The 21,572-nt window shown below is 49.2% G+C and carries 13 protein-coding genes; all 13 read right to left on the bottom strand.

Going from position 1 to position 21,572, the window contains the following annotated elements; translation table 11 throughout:
• Positions 1-10: 10 nt before the first annotated feature.
• The gene (locus PK654_RS16300) at positions 11-9,058 is read right to left on the bottom strand and encodes a two-partner secretion domain-containing protein (protein WP_271700005.1); all 9,048 of its coding nucleotides are present in this window, start codon (positions 9,056-9,058) and stop codon (positions 11-13) included.
• A 16-nt stretch (positions 9,059-9,074) separates the two neighbouring features.
• Positions 9,075-10,766 carry a ShlB/FhaC/HecB family hemolysin secretion/activation protein gene (locus PK654_RS16295; RefSeq protein ID WP_271700003.1) on the bottom strand — a complete coding sequence of 564 codons (1,692 nt, stop codon included), beginning with the start codon at positions 10,764-10,766 and terminating at the stop codon, positions 9,075-9,077.
• A gap of 314 nt (positions 10,767-11,080) precedes the next feature.
• The gene (locus tag PK654_RS16290; RefSeq protein ID WP_271700002.1) at positions 11,081-11,596 is read right to left on the bottom strand and encodes a nuclear transport factor 2 family protein; all 516 of its coding nucleotides are present in this window, start codon (positions 11,594-11,596) and stop codon (positions 11,081-11,083) included.
• 13 nt (positions 11,597-11,609) lie between these two features.
• A complete protein-coding gene (locus PK654_RS16285) occupies positions 11,610-12,548 on the bottom strand; it encodes an alpha/beta hydrolase (protein WP_271700000.1) in 939 nt (312 codons plus the stop codon).
• A gap of 514 nt (positions 12,549-13,062) precedes the next feature.
• The gene (locus tag PK654_RS16280) at positions 13,063-14,511 is read right to left on the bottom strand and encodes an NAD-dependent succinate-semialdehyde dehydrogenase (RefSeq protein ID WP_271699999.1); all 1,449 of its coding nucleotides are present in this window, start codon (positions 14,509-14,511) and stop codon (positions 13,063-13,065) included.
• A 31-nt stretch (positions 14,512-14,542) separates the two neighbouring features.
• A complete protein-coding gene (locus PK654_RS16275; RefSeq protein ID WP_271699997.1) occupies positions 14,543-15,760 on the bottom strand; it encodes a multidrug effflux MFS transporter in 1,218 nt (405 codons plus the stop codon).
• Between the two features lie 8 nt (positions 15,761-15,768).
• Positions 15,769-16,215, bottom strand: coding sequence for a GlcG/HbpS family heme-binding protein (locus PK654_RS16270; RefSeq protein ID WP_271699996.1), 447 nt, complete (start codon positions 16,213-16,215; stop codon positions 15,769-15,771).
• A 3-nt stretch (positions 16,216-16,218) separates the two neighbouring features.
• A complete protein-coding gene (gene hpaD, locus PK654_RS16265) occupies positions 16,219-17,070 on the bottom strand; it encodes a 3,4-dihydroxyphenylacetate 2,3-dioxygenase (RefSeq protein WP_271699995.1) in 852 nt (283 codons plus the stop codon).
• 67 nt (positions 17,071-17,137) lie between these two features.
• Positions 17,138-17,530 carry a 5-carboxymethyl-2-hydroxymuconate Delta-isomerase gene (locus PK654_RS16260; RefSeq protein WP_271699993.1) on the bottom strand — a complete coding sequence of 131 codons (393 nt, stop codon included), beginning with the start codon at positions 17,528-17,530 and terminating at the stop codon, positions 17,138-17,140.
• An 84-nt stretch (positions 17,531-17,614) separates the two neighbouring features.
• A complete protein-coding gene (gene hpaE / locus PK654_RS16255) occupies positions 17,615-19,135 on the bottom strand; it encodes a 5-carboxymethyl-2-hydroxymuconate semialdehyde dehydrogenase (RefSeq protein WP_271699991.1) in 1,521 nt (506 codons plus the stop codon).
• 176 nt (positions 19,136-19,311) lie between these two features.
• Positions 19,312-20,082, bottom strand: coding sequence for a fumarylacetoacetate hydrolase family protein (locus PK654_RS16250; protein WP_271699990.1), 771 nt, complete (start codon positions 20,080-20,082; stop codon positions 19,312-19,314).
• A 2-nt stretch (positions 20,083-20,084) separates the two neighbouring features.
• The gene (locus tag PK654_RS16245) at positions 20,085-20,738 is read right to left on the bottom strand and encodes a fumarylacetoacetate hydrolase family protein (RefSeq protein WP_271699989.1); all 654 of its coding nucleotides are present in this window, start codon (positions 20,736-20,738) and stop codon (positions 20,085-20,087) included.
• Between the two features lie 19 nt (positions 20,739-20,757).
• Complete coding sequence (gene hpaI, locus PK654_RS16240) at positions 20,758-21,564, bottom strand: 4-hydroxy-2-oxoheptanedioate aldolase (RefSeq protein ID WP_271699987.1); 807 nt, start codon at positions 21,562-21,564, stop codon at positions 20,758-20,760.
• Positions 21,565-21,572 lie beyond the last annotated feature (8 nt).

Genomic DNA, 21,572 nt, shown 5'->3' with positions numbered 1-21,572 from the left:
AAAAACCTCTCTATTTAAGTGGAAATGCTGTTATCACTTCATTCGTGCCTGGTCTGACAACTACTTTGATATTTGTTTCTCCTTCAGTACCAACTTCTCTTCCCATCGGAATAATATAAGCACCCGGATCATTAGCCACCGGAGTTCCTTTCTTGCTCCATGCCTCATCGATTAAACCCAGAACTTCATTCCGATCAACATTAAACACACTATGCTTCTTTTTGTTGGGGTTTGGATCAGCATGGTCTAAAACATGCTCAATACGATTACCATGTTTTGAACCTTGGCCATATATAAGTCCCGCCGAAGTAGTCCACGACTTACTTTCGGTGTCATAGTCTAACTTTATTCCCTTTGGTGAACCATACCCATTACCCTCGCTATAGTAAACATTTGGTCCTGACTCACCTGTCTGATCTGGAGTCTCCGTCTTGACTAGCACTTGCTCGCCTGAGGCAGGTGTCACAGTGGTCGAGTCTAGCTTATCAGCTTCTGGAGTAACGAGAACAACAGCTTCTGGTTTTTTAATCTCACTACCACTAGGCATCGGAAGTGGATCTGGTATTGGCTGACCGCCAGTACTAGCTATTGTTCCTTCGTTCGTTAGCTTCTCCTGTACCCCGCTAATCACATCATAAGGTTGCTTACTTAAAATATATAAAGCTTCATCTATTCTTGCATTCAGCTCATTAACTCGTTCAATGTCACCTTCAGCTTGTGCTAATTTTATTTCAGTCTCAAGTGTGGACAGCTTATCAGCATGATGGTCGATCATGTCTGCTTGGCCGTCTGCTCCAATCAATCTATCCCATGTTTGCTCAGCACCATCTAAGAGCTTATTAACTCCTTCAAGCGGTTTATTAAGAATTTCTTCAACTTCTTTAGTCGTGACAACTGTCTTGTTACCCGAAGCCCCCGCACCTCCCGCTAATGCAGCATTTTGAGCAGGTAGAGCTATTGCTCCTAGCATGTGATCAACATTCGCATCACCTACTTTGTTGACACGCTCTGTACCAAGTTGAGCTGTACTACTATTAACTAACGAGCTATTCCAATTGTTGTCTACCGTGCTATCTAAATCTCCCCCTGCGGCCTGATTAACCCTATCTTCAAGCTGATTTCCGAAAGATTTCGCTAAATCTTCCTGTGCGGCAGTTTGCTCTCCAGTGGTATTTTCAGTAATGGATTCATAGGTCTCATGACCCAGAGTATTCAGAAGATCAGTTTTAGTGGTAGCGTCACTGACATCTACGTTAACTTCACCGTGCAGTTCATGGTCATCGTCTGTTACTACACCACCCTTAACATCTCGAACATCATTATCTTGCATCGCGACTGATGTAGTTTTATCAGCGTTATAGAAGTTTACCTTCTCAGGTTCTAATCCGTATTTCTTCTGAGCCAACTTGCTGATTTCAGCCTGAGCGGCTAATACCTTATCTGGGTCTGTACTTTTCAGGTCGTTTAGTAAGTCCAGTCCCTCTTGGCTACTAAGCAGCTCATTTTTCAGCTCTGTGACTTTTCGGTTATCGCTGACTGATTTACCGAAGTCGAACAGATCCATGTCGTCACTGTTGACATAGGTTTCAGCAGCACGATAGACGTCCTGACCTGCTTCATGAGTGGTTTCTACGTCTTTCGCAATTGCCTTCCTACCCTCTTCGGTCAGCAGACGGTGATCAACCGTAACATCAATATCCCCCTGCTTACGGTCAACAGTGAACAAGTCCTTTTCTGTATGCTCGGTGTCGCGATTTAGGGAAGAGGTGTCGTCGGAGTTTTCTGAGTCCTTGATGGTCAGGTTACCTTTACCCACTGTCGCCAGCGTTTTTGACTTGTTGTAGCCTGAGGTGTTTTTGTATTGCAGGCTGGTTGAGTTGTTGGTGGCATCTATTTTACCGCCGTTTACCCCAACGCTTGTGTTTACCCCCATACTGCGGCTTTGGTTATAGTCCGTATTGGTCAGGTCGACATACGTCAGCGTATCTGTAGTCAGGTTCAGGTTGCCTTGGTCTTTCCCCTCGCCATCGACTGTAGCAACCAATGCACCTTTAATATCAGTGTTGTTCGCGACGGTGATATCTGCCGTGTTTCCTGACGTCAGCGTGGAGAGCACCGTCTCTTTGCTTCGGCTACGGCCGTTTGAGGCATTCAGGCCGCCGCTGGCACCGGTAAGGTCTCCAGCATTACCATCAAAATTATCTATTACACCACCCTTTCGTCCTGCGTTGTCTTGCGGGACTTCACCACCCGACAAGCTCAATCCGCCACTGATGCCCATGCCCTTATGGCTGGCACTGTGCCGGTCTTGTACCGAAGCCACATTCAGGTCATTGCCGACATTCACCGTCAGGCTGTCACCGGCATCCACATTAGCCCCTTTCACATTAGTATCCTGTGCCGAGACAATGCGGATGTTCTCACCGTTTAATACGCTGTTGGTGTGAGTCGTTGAAGACGACTTACTTTGATTACGGCTGAGGCTGGCGTTCAGGTTAATACCACTGGAGCCACCATAGACTGTCATCGAGGCACTCACCGAGCCGGATTCACTGTCGTTTTTCTGGTTTTGCGTATCGACAGACGCCAGAAGGTTTATCTCATTACCTTCTACACTCAAGATGTCGTTGGCTTTTATGGAGGAGCCCTGAACCTTAACTTCTTTGCCTTGCTCGTTTCCGGCACGAATATGAACGTTTTCACCACTCAGAGTTGAGGCCACCGAACTAGTCTGCTGGCTGTCACTGGAGGTTTTGGTTGCATCCATATCGAACTGAAGCCCGGCATTAAAGCCGTAGGTTCCGGTACTCTTCGCTGCTGCTGCGGTCTGCTGAACCAACTGAGTAGACTTGGAAGCCACATCGGCCGCGGCCAATGCGATGCCGGTCTGGTACCAACCTTCATCACTTTTTACCTCGGCTATCAGGTCGTTCAGCTCTTCAATATCTTCATAAGCCACCCCTGGTTTACGTTCAGCGTACTCCTGTTTTAGGGTGTCTAGTGTGTCTTCCAGTGAATCAAGCTGCTTCTGGTACTGCTTATAATCACTCTTGGCTTTTTTAAGGTTACTGGTCGCCTCCTGAAGTGCCTGAGCGGCTTTCGCCACCTCGGCAGCCTGATGCTGCACCACTAAGCTCACTTCCGCCTTACCGTGCACTTCTTTACGTTGGGTACTTTTGGTGTTTTTCGCTTCCGTAATGCGGATATTGTCCTTGGCGGTCAGAGTGATATCGCCGCTGTTGTTGCCGTCCGTATCTGCCGCAAGGGCTGAGCCGGTCACGCTGATATCTGATTCGGCATTTACGGCAATGTTCTCTGTGGCGTTGAGCTGGCTGCCCTTATGAGTGCCGGTCTGGGTCTTCTCATCCACTTTATCGTAGGTGGCTTTACCCAGTGTGATTTTCAGCTTACCGTCTTTTACGCTCACCAGCTTACTGGTGTCGCCCAACCCGATGGTGAGCTTCTCATGGTCGTAGTAACTCTGCCGGCTCTCTTTGGCGGCGGCAATGTCGATACTTCCGGTATCTGCACTCAGGTTAATGCTGCCTTGGGCATCAAGCTCAGAGCCCACCACACTCACCGAACCGGCATCTACCGTCAGGTTGCCTTGGCTACGCACCGCACTGGCCTGCGCCGTGCTGCTCTGCTCACCTTCGCGCTTACTCTCCATCTCAAACAGATTACCACCGCTTAAGAAGCGGGTTTTCTTGTCCCACTGCTGGCTAAGTTTGAGAACCTCTCCGGCGTTTATTAGCACATCATCCACGGCGGTCAGGTTCACCTCACCGTCACTCACTACTTCACTGGCTACGATGCCAATATCTTTACCTGAGTTGATCCTAGTGTTACCGGATGTAATGAGGTAACCGCTATCAAGCAAGGTGGCGTCTTTTACACTGCCTTTCTGGCGGCCACTCAACCCGCCAAAGCCTTTTTTAATGGTCTCTTTACGGGCGTACTCCCGGTACTGCTGAGCCGTGAGCAATATGTCACCATCAGCAGTAAGGGTGGCTTTACCATCGGCCTTGAGGGCTGAGCCGACAAGGGAGATGTCACTGTCACCACCGGCTTGCTGTACTCCGGTGTGCTTTTGAGCCGTGATGGTCAGGTTACCGCCGGCATCAACCTCACTGCCCTGCACGGTTTCATGCAGGCTTTCAATAATGGTGGTTTTGCTGCGGCCAAAGGATTTCTTAGTTTTCTTCTTGTAATAGCTGTACTGGCTATTGTTCACCGCCAGAATATCTACATCGCCTTTTGCCGTAAGCTCTGCATCGCCTTTCGCTTTTAGTTTGCTGCCCGACAAGGTGATGTTTTCTCCGGCATTGATAGTGACCTTGTCACCGGAAAGCTGGCTGCCCTGATGGGTTTTACTGTGATTGGTGGTTGTGACGTTTCCGCGATTTTTATGGCTGTAATTCTGATTCAACCCGCTATTAATAGTGACACTATTGCCCGCATTCAGGCTCAGCTCATCGTTGGCGGCAATGGTACCAGCAGTAAGCTGTATGTCTTTACCTGCTGATACACTGATGGCGCCGTTACTGGTAACCTCTGAACCAAGGTGCTTGACATTACGGTTCACCTCCCTGCCATAACTACTTTTATCGAAGCTCACCTCTTTAGCGGCCTCAAAACGAACATCCCCGCCGGCTGCCAGCCTCATATCGCCGCCAGATTTAAGCTCCGCCGCCTGATTGACGATATCCTTTCCGGCAGTGATGGTGAAACCAGATGTGGCAGTTATCGAGCTTTTAGCGCCTTTTTCTGTAAAGGTGTGGGTAATACCTGTCGCTGCTGCATCCTGAGTTAATTGGCCGGTTCCAGCAGCATGAATCTGCTGTACCCGGGTTTTATTGACCACACTTCCTTCAGTAGAGGTAATATCAACCTTATCCCCGCGAATGGTGCCGCTGATATTGGTGATATCCTGTTTTGCCAACAGTGTGGTGTCACCTTGGGCAGTAAGGCTGCCGCCGATATTATCGATGCCCTGTTGGCTGACGATATTAAGCTTATCTGTGGCCGCTACCGTGCCGCTGTTATCGAAATCGCCGGCGTTAATGGTGGTGTTGTTACCAGCTAAGCGCGCCCCGCCAACCATGTTCTGTTTAGTGGCTTTGGCAAGATACAGCTTAGGTGCCAGTACTTTCCTGCCGTTCACTTCTATCTCTTCATACCAGAGGATATCCTGAGTGAGGTTAGCCACCTGCTCAGGGGTTAAGGCAATACCGGCGGAGAGGTTCAGTGCGCTTTGCTGCTGAGCGGCTGCGTCCATCAGTTGCTGCATCTGGCTCAGGTCACTGCCGACACTGTCATTAAGATAACGCCTGCCCGTCTGCTCAAAAATGGCCTGTGTAACTACGCGGGTATCGTAAAAAGCATCACCTAAAAAGGTCACATCGCGGTTAGGGTTAAAGCCCAGCTTGTTCTGAAAATATTCGGAGCCTAAGTAGGTGCCGATATTGGTTAGCGCCGGACTGGTCTCTATCAGGTAATTCCCTTTGGGGTCGGGGGAGTAGATAAACAAGCCGTGAGGACTATCCGGTAACTGATAAGCAGGAAACACAACCGTATTACTGCCGGGTAAGTTAATCGCTGCCGAAGTCACGGCTATATTCGTATTCCCGGAGGCCGACTGGGTATTTTGTGCCTGTGTAGAACCTTTACTTAAGGTTACCGGGCCAGCATTAGCTCTGATGGTGGCGTTATTTACCTTGTTGGTAACATTCAGGTTTAGGTTATTGGTAGCAGTAATGGAGGCGTTTAGGCTCTTTCCTGAGCTGGTTTCAACCTTACGGACATTTATTCTTTGATAAGCTCTTCCATGTGAGTTTCTAAAATTTTGGTACTCACGGCTAAATTTATGCGTCGACCAAAGACTATAGTCATAATAAGTTGAATACGTTTTAAGATCATATCCTTGGTTTGTCAGTGTATTTGCAGAAATACTGACGGTATCAGCAGCGATTAAGCTTGCATTATTAGTGACTGTATTACTATCTATCCCCAAGTTTTCTCTGGCTTTTATCGTGCTAATCTTTACATCGCTCTTTCCTTTAAGCACATCTTTTTTTACTTCTACGCTAAAACTCTCTGGAGACAGAAGTGTAAAATAAGTTCGTGTACCACCATAGTGGCCACGGCTATCATCATAATCTTCTTCTCTGTAGTTAAACCTTAATCTATGTTCCGTATGCTCAAGTGTTGAAAGTTCTGGGTAACTCGCACTAATATCTTTTGAACTAATTAACTCTACAATATCTCCTACTGCTTTATTCTCCACCGTATCCGCATATATCCCGATATCCCCGCCTAAGGACTCAATGGTACCTGAGCTGTTGGTCATCCGGCTGCTGCGTTGCTTAGCCGCATTTCTGGCTATCAGCAGGTTTTTCCCCACCACAATATCGCTGAAGTTCGTCAGGGCATTAGAGTATAGATTGGCGTGATTACCGGCATAAAGCAGGCCATGATTAGTTACATCACCCGAGAGAGTGAGGGTGGCATCCTGTAATGCTACCACTGAGCCACGGTTGTCTAATGAAGCCGCCGTTAGGCCTAAATCCGTCAGAGCCTGCAGACGACCATGATTGGTTACACCGTTCGCTGACAAGGTGGTATTGCTACCCGATATCAGCCCGGTAGTCTGATTCGTCAGGTTGCCGGTCAGGGTAATGTTGGTGTTGCCGGAAGAAGAAAGCTCCGCACGGTTATCCAGACTTTGTGATGTCAGGCTCAGGTTTCTTCCTGCCACGATATTGTTGGCAGTGGTCAGGCTGCTTTTGGTATCCAGTACGATATCCCGGCTGGCCGTCAGCTGGCTATTAAGCTCCAGCGTATCGGCATTAAAACGGATATCCTCCCCTGCCTTAAAGGAGCCACCGGTTAATTCAATATGATTGGCGGTGCTGGCGATACTGGTGCCTGCACTCACTTGCCCTGCCTGATTAAGATTATCGGTTGTCAGGCTCATCGCTCCGTTAGTGCGGGTAGCACTATTGGTTCCCAGAGTAATGCTGCTGTTGGCTGCCGTCAGGCTGACATCTTGCTCGCTCAGCATGGTGCCTTCGGAGCGTAGCTCACCGGCACTTATGGTCAACGCACCTTGGGTTTCCAGTGTGCCTGTACTTTGGTTGGTCAGTTGTTCTTGTGTGGTAAGTGATAGCGTCTGGTCACTCTGTATCCTTCCGTGGTTATCAAGAGAATCCGCGTTCAGAGTTAATGTTTCTGTCGCCAACATGTTGGCAGCAGTACCGGTTGTAACCGCATCACGGGCAGTGACACTTAACTTCCGGCCAGATTGCAGTTCACCATCTAAGGTCAGGCGGTCTGTGGTTATCCCGGCGTTATGCGCCGCGCTGCTTCGCCCTGCAAGGGTAAGTTGTTTACTGGTAATCGTAAGGGCTTCATTGGCTTGAAGCACTCCCTGCTGACTGAAGGTCTCAGCATTCACCGTCAGGTTAGCCGCCTCTGTTTTACCGGTTTGAGTCAGGGTGTTGACGGTCAGCGAGGCATCGCCCTGCGCCGTGAGTTGTCCGTTCTGGTTAAGGGTGTCACTGTGTATGGTCATCCCTTGCTGACTGGTCAGCGCCGCCGTATCAGCAATATCAAGCTGGCCTGTTGTGCGCAAATCGAGTGTGCCACTGTTTAAGGTCGTGGCGAGATTAGCCTGATTGGCCTGTACATTGGCATTCTCTGCATTTATCCTGCCTGCACCGGTCACCGCTATTATCTCTCCCGACAGAGTGAATGTGTCAGACACAGAGACGGTTCCATCATTGCTCAGTTGAGTCAGGTTATTCAGGCTCACTGTTTTACTGTTTATCTCACTGTCACTGTCCAGCGTGATATTGGCTGACTGGCTGGTGAGAGTGTCAACGGCGTTAATGCGGCTATCGGTCAGTTGGGTATGGTCAGCGGTTAGCTTGATATCCCCGCCAGTCAGGCGGTTACCGTCTCTATCCACACCGGATGCAATGGTTGAGCTGGTTAGCTGAACGTCATTGCTGGCGTTTAGGCTGACTTCTTTTTCACTGGCTAAGGTGCCGTTAGTGGCGCTAATGTTGTCAGCCGATACACTCAGGCTGTTTTCTGCAAACTGCTTACCGGTTAACGCCACCGTATCACTGCTGCTGATGGTGATATCGCTGCTACTGCTGGCGTCAGCCAGTTGTATTTTGCCGTCAGCGGTCAACACCAGCTTGCCCTGAGTGGCGGCCAGATTGCCTACATTGACTCCCACACCATCTTCGGTGGCTATCAGGGTAATGCGTCCGGCGTACATGCCGCCAAGGGAGGAAGAGTCGATGGCCAGTTGTGGTTTATCGCCAACCGTAGCGGCTTTTTCTGTGACCTGATTGGTCTGGTAGCGGACGTTGTTCTGACCGGTAATCACCGTCAGCTCTTTGGCATTTATGGCGGCGTTTAGCTCAGCGGTGCGGCTGATAATATCAAAGTAGCTCTGGCGGGTGGCATCCAGCCCCAAGCCTTCAATCGTAACTGCGCCTTCGGCCACATCAAAGCTGGTGACCTCCCCGTTAGTGATGTCTGGCGCCCCCGTTGATAGGGTGACTCTCGGGGTGTTGATAAAGCCGCAACCACTGCAGGTGATGCCATAAGGGTTAGCCAGTATCACATTGGCCTGACTGCCAAACACTTCGGTGTAGCCCTGAAGCTGACTGGCATTGGCGCCGGTCACTTCATTTAAAATCACCGAGGCCGCCCCGCCCGTCAGGTTAGGGTTGTTTTGCAATATGCCGCCTAACTGCGACACACCAAGGTGCTCTGTGGAGTTGTTTAAAATCAACCCCGAAGAGTCAACATCAAACTGCTGATACTGGTTATGGGAGAGCCCTTTGCCATTAGGGGTGGCAATGTTCACCACTTCTACCCCGTTTACTGCATTGGTCACCGTGGTATTGCCGCCACTCACCACCACATTGGCCAGTACCGGCTGCACATTAATAAGCCCGCAAAGGAGATAAACCAATCCGCGCTGCCATCTGGCTACCGGTTTTGCCGCAAGGTCTGAATGGAACGATGGATGTCTTTTCATATCGGTAACTCCCTGCTTAGTGAGTGGCAATGTTGATTTGGTAATACACTACGGTGTCGTCAGCATTCAGGCGCTGAGGCGAGTGCAGTGGCGCACCTAGCGTCAGGCTGGTGCTGATATGGGCATTACGGGTGTTCAGGCTCAGGCTGGTGCCCAGTAATGAGCCCCTTTCCAGTTCGTCACGGCTGTCTGTCACAATGGCGCCGCTGTCCAGCGCCAGTTGGGCATTAACCCTTCCCAGATAAGGGAGCTGACCGAGCGACCAGTTCACATCATTTCGCCAGTAGTAGCCTTGGTCACCGGAAACAGAGACGTCTTTAAACCCCCTGACGGAGTGAAGCCCGCCGATACTCAGGCGCTGACTGCCGTACAAGGTATCGTCACTCCACTGGCCAAACAGGGTGCTACTTAAACGGAGCGTTTTTGTCAGCGGATAGCTGTAACTGGCGGTAAGGGTGGCTTTACTAAACTGCGCTTTGGGCATCGCTGTAGTTTTATTGCTGTCCTCTTCACCACCAAACCAGTCAGTTCCGACGACATAGCGGGGTGAGATACTGAGAAAACCACCGGCCAAGCGAGTGCTGTAATCAAGAGAGAGTGACGCCGATGACAACCGGCGTGAACCCGTTTGCAGCAAGTTGCCCAGAAGGTAGTTTTTCTCTTTGCGGTGATTTACGTTCAGCTTTAGCGAGGCTTTGCTCTCACTGTCGCGATAAAACAGCCTTTTGAAGTCAAGATCGTGGCTATTGGTACGACCGGTCGATTCAAATTCCAGCGTGTTATTGTCGATGGTGCGTTTATAGTCGCTGTAAGAGGTGCGATAGCCGATATTCCAGTAGCCTGACGGGATATCAACACTCAGAGAAATACTCTGGGCATCTTTACTGGTGCGCAGCTCACTGCTTTTACTTGCTGATAGCTGCCAGTTATCCAGCATATTCAGCGCGTTCCCCCAGCCAAGGTTGGCAGAAAGCTGAGTTTCGCCCGTGGATTCCTGACCGCTGTTGGCAAAACCGAGTGACGCTGTGCCGGCGCTGTTTTCCTTCGACTGGATATCAACCACAGAGTAGCCCTGCTTACTACCGGGCGGCAGCTTAATTTGTGCGTTATAGCGGGAGAGGCGGTTAATTTGCTCAAGCCCCTGTTCGATATCTCTCAGGTTAAGCACCTTTCCGGTTAGCCCGGGTAAGGCATGCAATAGAAAGTCCGCCGGCTGGCCATTAAAACGAAGGGCTTCAACTTTGCCCTCAATGATCAGAATTGTGAGTTCGCCGGATGACAGTTCCTGAGGAGTAAGGAAAGCACGCGAAGTAACATATCCGGCATCGACATAGTGGTTGGTGATCAAACGAAGGTAGTTATTGATGCTATTTAAGCCAATGCAGGACGGCTTAAAGGCAACGACTTTCAACAGGTCTTGCGCAGTAAATACCGTATTACCCTGAAAACCCACCTTCTCTACCTGAAAACAGGCGGATTGATCACTATCCGGTTCAGTAACCGGCTCCGGCAAAGCCGGAAGGGGCTGAAGCTTTTCTACGGCTTGTTTATTCTGCTCTAACTGCTGTAAACGCTCTTTTTGTTGTCGCTCAATATCACTCTGAACCGCGGGTGAAATATCACTCAAGGGAGAAGAGTGAGCCAGAAACGAAAAACAACTTAAAAACAGAGCCAGAAAAGCCCTTATTGTTTCTTTTCGGTACGCCATACGTATAAACCCTGCCTAACCAACTAATTAATTGTTTTTATTTGTCTAATTTTTAGGCTGGTGACTATACAAAAATGGAATCCACTTCAAAAGATAAAATTTACATTTACATACAATTTCTCTTATATTTTTTGAAATATTTGACATTGAGCCGATAAGAAAAGTATCAATAAGAAGCTTAATGGGGCTATATTGTGATATGCAGCGAAGGTATTTATCAGATAAAGGTCTGCACGAGTAAGTCAGGTTTTCTACATAAAAAAGCTCCGCTAACTAAGTTAACGGAGCTTTTGACTGAGTGGATAACTCTTAATCTATTTGCTGTTTTTCACTGCTTCGATGGCCTGACCAAGGACATCACGGGAGCCTTGTTCATCACCTGCATGCAGGGTCAGTGAGGCAATCTGCCAGTCGTTAGCCGTTTTCACCATCTCATAGGTGTATGTCCCTGCAATTTGCCAGTAACCGTCTTTGCCAATGTAGTGGCTGGCGACGATATCTGCGGTAACGGTGGCTTTATTACCTTTTTGCACAACCTTAATGTTGGTCAGATCGTGGTAGGTAACATCAAAGCCCGGAAGCAGCGCAGCCCAGTTGTTCATCAGGTCGCCACGTTTAATTGTGGCTGCCTCACCGCCGAACGCAGAGGTGTAGTCCACTAATACTTCCGGCGCAAAGATCTGCTCCAGCTGCGTGTACTGATTGTTATCAGCCAATGTCCCCATGCTCTGTGCTGTCAGGGCAATCTTAGCTTCATCACGGGTCAGTTCATAAGCCTGTACATTCATAACCGTTAAACCTAAAAGTAAAAGTAAGCCTTTCTTAAACATGTGCTCCCCCTGATTAACGGTTAGATGCGAAGAAGTCTGTTACTGCGTCTGTTGCTGCCTGAACATCTTTCTCTACGTCATAGAAGTCAAACTGAGAAACGTTTTCCAGCCATACTGCTTCTACGTTATCACCCGCTTTCTCAAGGTAACCGTGAGTACCGGCAGGAATCGCCATTGATTCAGATGCCACCAGCAGGACAGGTTTATCTTGCTGAGCCGCTGTAGCATGCGCATCGTAAGTCAGCCAGCCGGCCCATGAACCAAGGTTAAACTGGTTGTCCCACTCAGCAATACGGCCGCGGTCATCTTCTGTGTAATAAGGTACTTTGTACATTAGTGAAGCGTCGTTAGTGTTACTTGCACCTTCAATATATTGCGGCTTATCGCTGGTTAAAGCAGAGATACCGGTCTGAATCAGGTTCGCCACAGATTCAGCACCACCGTATACTGCATTTACAATTGAACGGTCATGTAGCCATGGGGCAACCGCCGCTGCTGCTTTCACGTCGTCATTGCCCAGTACCGCATCCAGCATATAACCTGAAGAAGCACATACACCTAAGCCATAAGCGTTTGATGCATCTACGCCTTTGATTTGTCCCAAAGAGGCAAATACCGCTTTGATATCAGCAATTTTACGCTGTGGATCTTCCAGATATTTCTTCTCGTCTGCTGATTCACCCCAGCCACGGAAGTCAAAAGTAACCGCTGCGTAGCCTTGTTCTGCAAGGTGCTCAGCATAAGTTGCCGGCATCTGCTCTTTTACTGTTGTCCACGCGCCTGTCACAACAACAACCGGTGGGTTTTCTACGTTATCAGGCAGATAAACGTTGGCTGCAAGCTTACCAACCTCAGTGTTTAAGGTAGTGTGTTTGATTGTTGTATCTGCATAAGCGTTAGAGGCCAGAACTGCAGATGTAATTGCTGTTACCAGAGCTTTCTTTACCATCATATTTCTCACAATGTTATTGCCATTCACGGCAGGTTGATCGAACAGCGGCTTACGTCTTGTTGCTTTAGTAGTCGCTGCGTATTGTCTTGGTTGATGGTTATAATTTAGGGGATAGCCTGATAAAGATATTGAAGATAATTGATTTAGTTTTTTTAAAAAATTGCTCGGGATAAATACCGTTTAAACTGAAAACTAACCACTCTCAGTCTTTAATCAGTTTTGTCGTGTCAGAGTCTTTCGGCAGAAAGGCGAGTTACAAAACGGTGATGAAAAACCTGGTTCAACAAAGAAAAACAACGGCTTTTTTGGTGACTTTTGCAGCCGCAGGCAAAAGTTACTCGCCCACGCAAGGGCGAAACAAAAAGGTAGGTCTGAATGAAAACTCAGCCACAAATAATGAAAGGAGAAATAACATATACACTCTCACCGGAGTAGAGATTTCTTTAGATATGTATTCCCACGCGGGAAGCGTGGGAACAACAGTGTTAATCTAATACTGCAAAAAGGGTTACTCCTACAAGCCCCCCATCAGCATATATTTAGATTCAAGATAGTCATCCATACCTAAGTGTGAGCCTTCACGGCCAAGGCCGGACTCTTTTACTCCGCCAAACGGGGCAAGGGTTGTAGAGATAAGCCCTTCGTTAATGCCGACAATACCGGTTTCCAGTTCTTCCGCCACATTCCATGCACGGGCAAGGGAACGGGTGTAGATATACGAAGCCAGACCAAATTCTGTGTTATTTGCGCGTTCCAGCACCTCTTCGTCTGAGCTAAACTTAAACAGTGCCGCCAACGGGCCGAAGGTCTCTTCACTGGATACCTTCATAGTATCGTCCACACCGGTAATCACATGTGGTACCACAAGCTTGCTGTTTCCTTCAGGCAGCGAACCGTAGATCACCTTGGCCCCTTTATCGCAGGCGTCCTGAATATGTTCGGCAACCTTACTCACCGCGGCATCGTTGATTAACGGGCCAATAGCCACATCTTTTTCAAAGCCATCTCCCACTTTTAGGGCCGACACTTTGTTCGCCAGTTTTTCAGCAAACTCGTCGTACACCTTTTCATGTACAAACAAACGGTTAGCACAAACACAGGTTTGGCCGGCATTGCGGAACTTAGCGATCATAGCGCCTTCAACGGCGGCATCGATATCGGCATCTTCAAATACTATAAATGGCGCGTTACCACCCAGTTCCAGCGATAACTTCTTCACCGAGGAAGCAGACTGCTCCATCAGGATCTTGCCCACATTGGTGGAACCGGTAAACGACAGCTTACGTACTGTTTTACTGTTAGTCAGTTCTCCGCCGATAGCAATGGCATCGCCGGTAATTACGCTAAATACACCTTTAGGCAGCCCGGCACGCTCCGCCAGTTCTGCCAGAGCGAGTGCGGTATATGGGGTATCCGGTGCAGGCTTCAGAATTACCGGGCAACCAGCAGCAAACGCAGGGCCGCATTTACGAGTGATCATGGCCGCCGGGAAGTTCCACGGCGTAATCGCCGCGACCACACCAATAGGCTCTTTGGTCACCAGTATACGTGCGCTGCTTTTATGGGTAGGAATAATATCGCCGTAAGCACGACGGGCTTCTTCAGCAAACCATTCAATAAAACTGGCCGCGTAGGTTACCTCACCTTTCGCTTCAGCAAAGGGTTTTCCCTGCTCTGTGGTCATGATCGTCGCCAGATCATCTGCATGCTCCAGCATTAGCTCATACCAGCGGCGCAAAACTTTAGCCCTGTGCTCGGCAGTCTCTTTTTTCCATAGCTTAAAGGCAGCTTGTGCGCTCTCAATGGCCTGCTGGGTCTCTTCCGCGCCCATATCCGGCACCAACCCAATTACCTCGTCAGTAGAAGGATTGGTAATCTCGGTGGTTTTACCGCTATTGGCTGATTTCCACTCGCCATTGATATAGCACTGCTGCCTGAAGAGTTTTGTATCTTTTAATTGCATGACTCAGATCCTTCTAATTATTCCGCCTGTCCTAAGAAATAGAGCTGGCTGATGAGATGTTTTTCTCTTGTTGCGGCATCAGGGTGTAATGGCAATAGAGATATAAAGTAGTTGCGATTAATGCAAAGCTGGCCAGAAACAGAGGCAGCATAGCAAACCCGACATGTTCCGTCAGTGTTGCCACCAGCTGAGCAAACAGTGCCCCCAGCAGCAGTTGAATAAAGCCCAGCAGCCCAGAAGCCGACGCCCGGTTAACAGGAACGGCAGAGATTGAAAGTGACTGCAGGTGCGGCTGGCTTAACCCTCTGCCAAAGGTAAATAGCGCCATGGTCAGAAACATTCCGGCAAAGCTGATGGGGTAAAAGCCGATAGCAACAAACATAGCAAGAGCGCCGGTTAAGGACAATCCATGCCCCAGCAATACCATCCGGCTATGTGACAGCGCCGATGAAAGCTGCGCACTGACAAAGCTGCCCGCCATAAAACCAAGGGCAACAAATAAGAACCAGAAGCCGTAGCGGGTCAGGTTATCACCCATGGCTTCGCTGGCAATAAAAGGGGCGCAGGTAACAAAGGAGAAAAAGCCACAGGCAATCAGAGTACTGGATATGGCTAAGGAGACATAAACCCGGTTTGCCAGCAGCATCTTATAGGTTTCAAAAAAGCTGGCTTTGGGTTTTACATTCTTCTCGGTAATGGGTTTGGGATACTGGAAAAACACCCCCAGCCAGACCAGAAGCGCCATCAGCATCGGCATATAGAAGACGGAGTGCCAGCCCATATACTCGGAACTGATACCACCGACCGTCGGGGCAACCGCCTGCGAAACGGCCACTCCCATGGTGATATAACTAAGCTTCTCCACCGCTTTTTCAGACGGGTAGAGATCCACCAGAATACTTCTTGCCAGCATCATCCCGATACAGCCACCGGCAGCCTGCATTATCCGGCTTAGCAGTATAAGCTCTACAGAACCGGCAATAATACCGACCCCGCCTCCGACAATGTGCAAGCCAAATCCCCAAAGCAACAGGCGTCTTTTACCATACTTATCAGCAATCGGACCGCCAAATAGCTGGCCAATAGCAAGAGTGGCAAGATAGGCGGTAAAACTAAGCTGAATAATATTACTGGAGGCAGAAAACTCACGGGCAAGCAGTGGCATGATGGGGGCGACGATATTAAGGGCGACGGGGCTGACCATCGCCATCAGTATCAGAAACAGGGTTAACTGGGTATCTTTATTCATGGTGTGCCCTATTCTGAAGGGCAATAGTGATTATCTGCATATTTCAGAAAAGCCTCTACTCCGGCTTTTGCGCAGGCGGCGTCCTGCTCCTCACTGGCACCCGACACCCCTACAGCACCAAGTAACTCACCTTCGGAACAGACGGGCAGGCCGCCGCCAAACAGTACCATCCGTTTTTGCTGAGAAAGCCCCTGAAGCAGTGACGGTTTATGTTTCAGCCTCTCATTCCACTCCTGAGTAGAAAAACCAAAACTCACCGCCGTGTAAGCTTTATCAGCAGAAATCTGAGTGCAGGGAAAGGCAGTATTATTCACCCTTAACTGCGCCAGCGGATGGCCATGACGATCCAGTACCGATACGCAAACCTTAAGCTTATTCAGCTCAGCATACTCTATAGATGCCTGAGCAATCAGCAGGGCAGACTGCCAGCTCAGGCTGGTATCGGTGACCACCATGTATTACACCTCGAACAGTACGTTAACCTGACCGGTACCTGAGCTTGGGAAGTACTCACTAACAATGCGTCCCTTACCCTGATATTTATCCCAGCCAAGCGCACCAAACAGCATAGCAGTATCGTGCATGCCGCCTTCACCATCACACTTCTCAGCGTACTCCGGCAGCATCTTAAGGAAAGTGGCGATATCGCCCTTCTGCCACATATCCAGCACATGCAGATCCATCTGACGGTTGAACTCTTTAGAAATGGTGAAAGTACCGTTGTTGGCGGCGTACTCTTCGTTTGGCCAGATACGGTGAGAAAGAGAACCGGAAGCCAGCAGCATAACGCGGTTGTCACTTGCTTCTATCGCTTCACGGATAGCTTCACCCAGAATACGGGATGACTCAAGGCTGTGAACGGTACACATAGCAGCGATAGAAACCACTTTGAACTGCTTGTCATCATTCATATAACGCATCGGAACAAGGGTACCGTATTCCAGCTCAAGAGAGTCCACCTGATGAGACAGGGTAAACACTCCTTTTTCTGTCGCCACGTCAGCAATCAGATCGCCCAGTTTCGGGTTACCTTCATACTCGTATGGCAGATCTTTAATAAAGTGCGGAAACTCATTACTGGTAAACAGGCCTTTAAAGTTGGCTTTAGAGTTGATGTGATAACCGGCATTGACCAGCCAGTGGGTATCCAGCACCACTACGGTATCAACATTATTGTCACGTGCGATCTGTGCGATCTCTTTGTGACCATCAATAGCGTGCTGGCGGCAGCCGAACAGTTTACCCGGCTGTTCTGACATCAGCATGGTTGGTACGTGAGTAATTTTTGCAGCAACAACAAGTTCACCCATCTTGTTTCTCTCCTTGTTTATTCTGGTTAAAACTCGCTCAGGCTCTAACCATTATGTTCAGATTCAGTTATTTGGATTTTGCTTTCAGCTTTTCGTGAATATTATTTTTTTTGTAGTTGAGTACCGGATGCAGCTCGGTCAGCTCAAAGCCGATACTCAGATACCGGGTAGAAAAAATGGGCTCCAGAAATTCAGTAAATGCCTGAAAAACTGTGTCTCCAGCCCCTTTAAGTGTTTCAACCGGTCTGCCACTGCCGACTTTCGCCGTCAGATGGATAAAGCTGTTTTCAGGATCCCCTTCCGCGACACGGAAATGCTCACAACGTATTGCCCTGCTTCGTATTCCTCCCAGCGGGAAAACGCCGGTAGAGACAGCCGTCTCATTCAGCACCTTTAACAGTTCAGGCACATCCAGCTGGTCATCGAGGTTGGCAGAGTATTCAACGATAAAATGCGGCATCGGTTATCCTTATTTATTTCAATTTTCTCGGGCTTCCCGCTTTGGGAAAAAGCCTCCCCAACCACAAGGGGAGGCAGACACACCTTACTTACCCAGAACCGGGACAGTATGGGTATCGAAAGCGATACAGACGTTCTTGGTTTCCATATAGAAGTCGAAGCTCCAGTCACCACCGTCACGGCCAATACCGGACATCTTCACTCCACCAAACGGTGAAGGAAGGTTACGGTTGTTCTCAGAGTTCACCCAGACCATACCTGCTTCTACTGCATGAGCCATACGCAGTGAACGGCCGGTATTGCTTGTCCAGACATAGGCGGCCAGACCGTAGTCGGTGTCGTTGGCAATCTGAATCGCTTCTTCTTCTGTCTCAAAGGTCAGGGCAGTCAGCACCGGACCGAAGATCTCTTCACGGGCTATACGCATGGTGTTATCCGCTTCAGTAAACAGAGTCGGAGTGATGTAGTTACCGTCACCAAGGTCGGTAATCTTCTTACCGCCGACCGCCACGGTTGCGCCATCTTCAATAGCCGCATCCACATAACTCAGCACTTTGTTGTAGTGAGAGGTATGCACCAGCGGGCCAACTTCTGTGGCCGGATCCAGTGAGTGACCCACTTTGATATTCTCAACACGCTGCTTAAGGGCAGCAATAAACTTGTCCTTAATTCCGGATTGAACCAGCAGACGGCTTGAACTGGTACAACGCTGACCGTTCAGGCTGTAAATCATAAATACCACAGCATCCAGCGCACGTTCGAAGTCCGCATCATCAAATACGATAACCGGGTTCTTACCGCCAAGCTCAAAGTGAGCACGCTTAAGGGTATCGGCAGCCTGCTTCTGGATCATGGAACCTGTCACGGTTTCACCCACAAAGGCGATAGCTTTAATAGCGTCGTGCTGAGTCAGCTCTTTACCCGCCACTTCGCCAAAGCCGTTAATCATGTTCCATACACCGGCAGGCAGACCGGCTTCTTCAGCACACTCAGCCAGAATCGCAGCCGTCAGCGGGCTGAACTCGGCCGGCTTATGAACAATAGTACAACCTGAAGCCAGTGCCGGAGCAATCTTCCATGTTGACAGCATAAATGGTGTGTTCCATGGCGTAATAACTGCCACTGGGCCAATCGGGGAACGAACGGTAAAGTTAGTGTGTGTGTCCTGCTGAAGGGCAAGGCCGTTACGCGCTTCAGGCGCTTTATCCGCGAAGAAGCGGAAGTTGGCAGCACCACGTACCGCAGCCTGACGCATAAAGCGCAGCGGCTGACCACAATCGGAAGATTCAACCAGTGCAATCTCTTCGGCACGGGCTTCAATTTTGTCCGCCAGTTTATGCAGGATAGTTTTACGCTTTGCGCCGCTCATCGCTGCCCACTCTGCCTGCGCAGCACCCGCAGCGCTACAGGCCGCATCAACATCTTCTTTAGTCGCTTTTACCACTTTACCCAGCAACTGACTGTCGATAGGAGAAGTGTTATCAAAGGTTTCGCCTTTGCTGCCCAGTATCCACTCGCCGTTAATGTAGTGGCCAAGTGTTTTCTCTTTAAAGCGCGCCAGATAGGTTGCCGCTTTATCGATATTGTTCTGAAGTTCCTGACTCATATGTTTCATCCCTTTTAATCTGTTAACCGTTTTTCAGCACCAGCGTTTAGTTCACTTGGTAGATATCGGTAAACAAACCCTCTGCGCCAAGGATGGCGCAGAGGAGCCCCATGGATGGGTTTACGCGTGTTTGTGTCCGATATATGCCGGTGTGACTCATACTTAGCAACCGTTAATTAGTAATTCTCTCCGTAGAACTCTTTCTCAGAGACCATACGGGTTTCCAGTGAACCAACCTTTTCGATAGAGCAGACAACCACGTCGCCCGGCTGCATATCTTTCAGCCCTTTTGGTGTACCTGTGGCGATCATATCGCCCGGCTTGAGGGTCATAATCTTACTCAGATACTCAATCAGGAACGGCACATCAAAAATCATATCGGCTGTAGTTCCCTGCTGAGTTACTTCACCGTTTACTGTGGTCTCCAGCTTAAGGTCACTGATATCACCCACATCGTCTTTGTCGATAAGCCATGGGCCAATCGGGCAAAGTGAATCGCGGCTCTTCACCCGCAGGTTCGGACGGTAATAGTTTTCAAGGTAGTCACGGATAGCAAAGTCATTACAAACCGTATAACCGGACACATAATCCATCGCTTCATCACGGGAGATGTTTTTGCCTTCCTTGCCAATCACCGCGACCAGTTCACACTCGTAGTGCATAAATTCGATATCATCAGGACGATAAGAAGGCTGCTTGTGTCCCGTTAATGTATTCGGGCCTTTGATAAACACCAGTGGTTCTGTCGGCGGAGCAAAAGCCAGTTCCGATGCATGGTCAGCATAGTTAAGACCCAGTGCAAATATGGTTCCCGGTTTCTCTACCGGGCTCAGCCAGGTCACTTCTGCTTCATTCAGTTTTGCGCCGGCCTCGGTGATCAGTTCACCTGCTTCTGTTACCTCAACCTGATAAACCTCTTGTTGAAAGAGTACGCGTGCTCTTTTCATTGTTACTCTCCCTTCACACTGTTATTAAGCTGAACCAGACCATTTAAGGCCGAACTTACTTTGTCACCGGCCTGAAGCGGAATACGCTCACCCGGGAAACCAACGGCAATTACATCACCCTCTTCAAGGGTCATAATGGTGGATATCAGGCTGATTAGCTGCTCAATGCTGCGGTGAAGGTCAGTTACCTTAAGCACCCGCTGCTCGGTACCGTTTACCGACGTGGTTACAGAAAGTTCCTGTAGTGACTGAATATCGGACATAGCAACAGGGGTTTGCGCCACCGGCGCAGAACCATCCAGACATTTACCCTTAATATCCGGGCGGTAGTAGCTGGTTTCCGGCAGAGAGAAATCGTGCATCAGCGTCAGGCCACTCAGATACTCAAGGGCTTCTGACTCTTTTACCCGGCAACAAGTTTTACCGATAACCGCAGCTATACTGGCACCCACCACCAGTGACTCTCCGTCCTGCGGAAGCTCGATAGCCGCTTGGTCAACAGACCAGGTATTATGGGTTTTGAAGTAAAGCACTGGCTGAGTCGGTGCTTTTACATATGGTTTTTCGTTAAAGGTAGCGTCAAGCTGAGCAAGTTGGCTAGCGTCATTTAACGCCACACACACCAGCTTTCCTTTTACTAACTGATCAGAACTCATTTGAAATCCTTTTATCTGTTTAATAGCCGCTGGAAACCGATTCGTTTCCGGCTGGCTGACCCTGATTCTTTACTTTTTTAATTAGCTGTTCGGCACCGTTGCGCAGCAGAAGCGTGTCTACACCAACACCGACAAAGTTTGTTCCAGTTTCAGCAAAATGCTGAGCTTTTTCCAGATTGAGTGACAGGATCCCCGATGCTTTGCCGGAGCGTTTTATCACTTCCATTCCCCACTCTATCTTTGCCACTACTTCAGGATGGTCGGGATTACCGACATGCCCCATGGCACCGGAAAGGTCAGACGGGCCGATAAAGACACCATCAACACCGTCGACCTGAACAATCTCTTGCAGATTGTCCATTGCTTCTAATGTTTCCACCTGAACGATCAGGCAGATCTCCTCATTCGCTTTCTGCAGATATTGCGGCACCTTGTTCCAGCGCGCAGCCCTTGCCAGTGAACTGCCCATTCCGCGGATACCTTCCGGCGGATAGCGCACGGCTGAAACCAGCTCTCTGGCCTGTTCTGCCGTGTTCACCATAGGTACCAGCAAGGTTTGAGCACCAATATCCAGTAATCTTTTAATCATCGAGACCGAGCCGATTTCCGGGCGGACAATCGGCGAAACATCATAAGGCGCCATCGCCTGAAGATGATGCATAATGGTTTTCAGCTCAAAGGGAGCATGCTCTCCGTCAATGAGCAACCAATCAAAACCGGCTCCCGCGCAGATCTCTGCGCAGGAGGTATCCGGTAAACCCAGCCATAACCCCCAGAGGGTCTCGTTGTTTTTTAATGCTTTCTTAAACTTGTTCTCGGGTAACATACTGAGCC

This window comes from Vibrio sp. SCSIO 43137 (genome assembly GCF_028201475.1).
Classification (GTDB): Bacteria; Pseudomonadota; Gammaproteobacteria; order Enterobacterales; family Vibrionaceae; genus Vibrio.
This window is presented reverse-complemented; position numbering and strand designations above follow the sequence as displayed.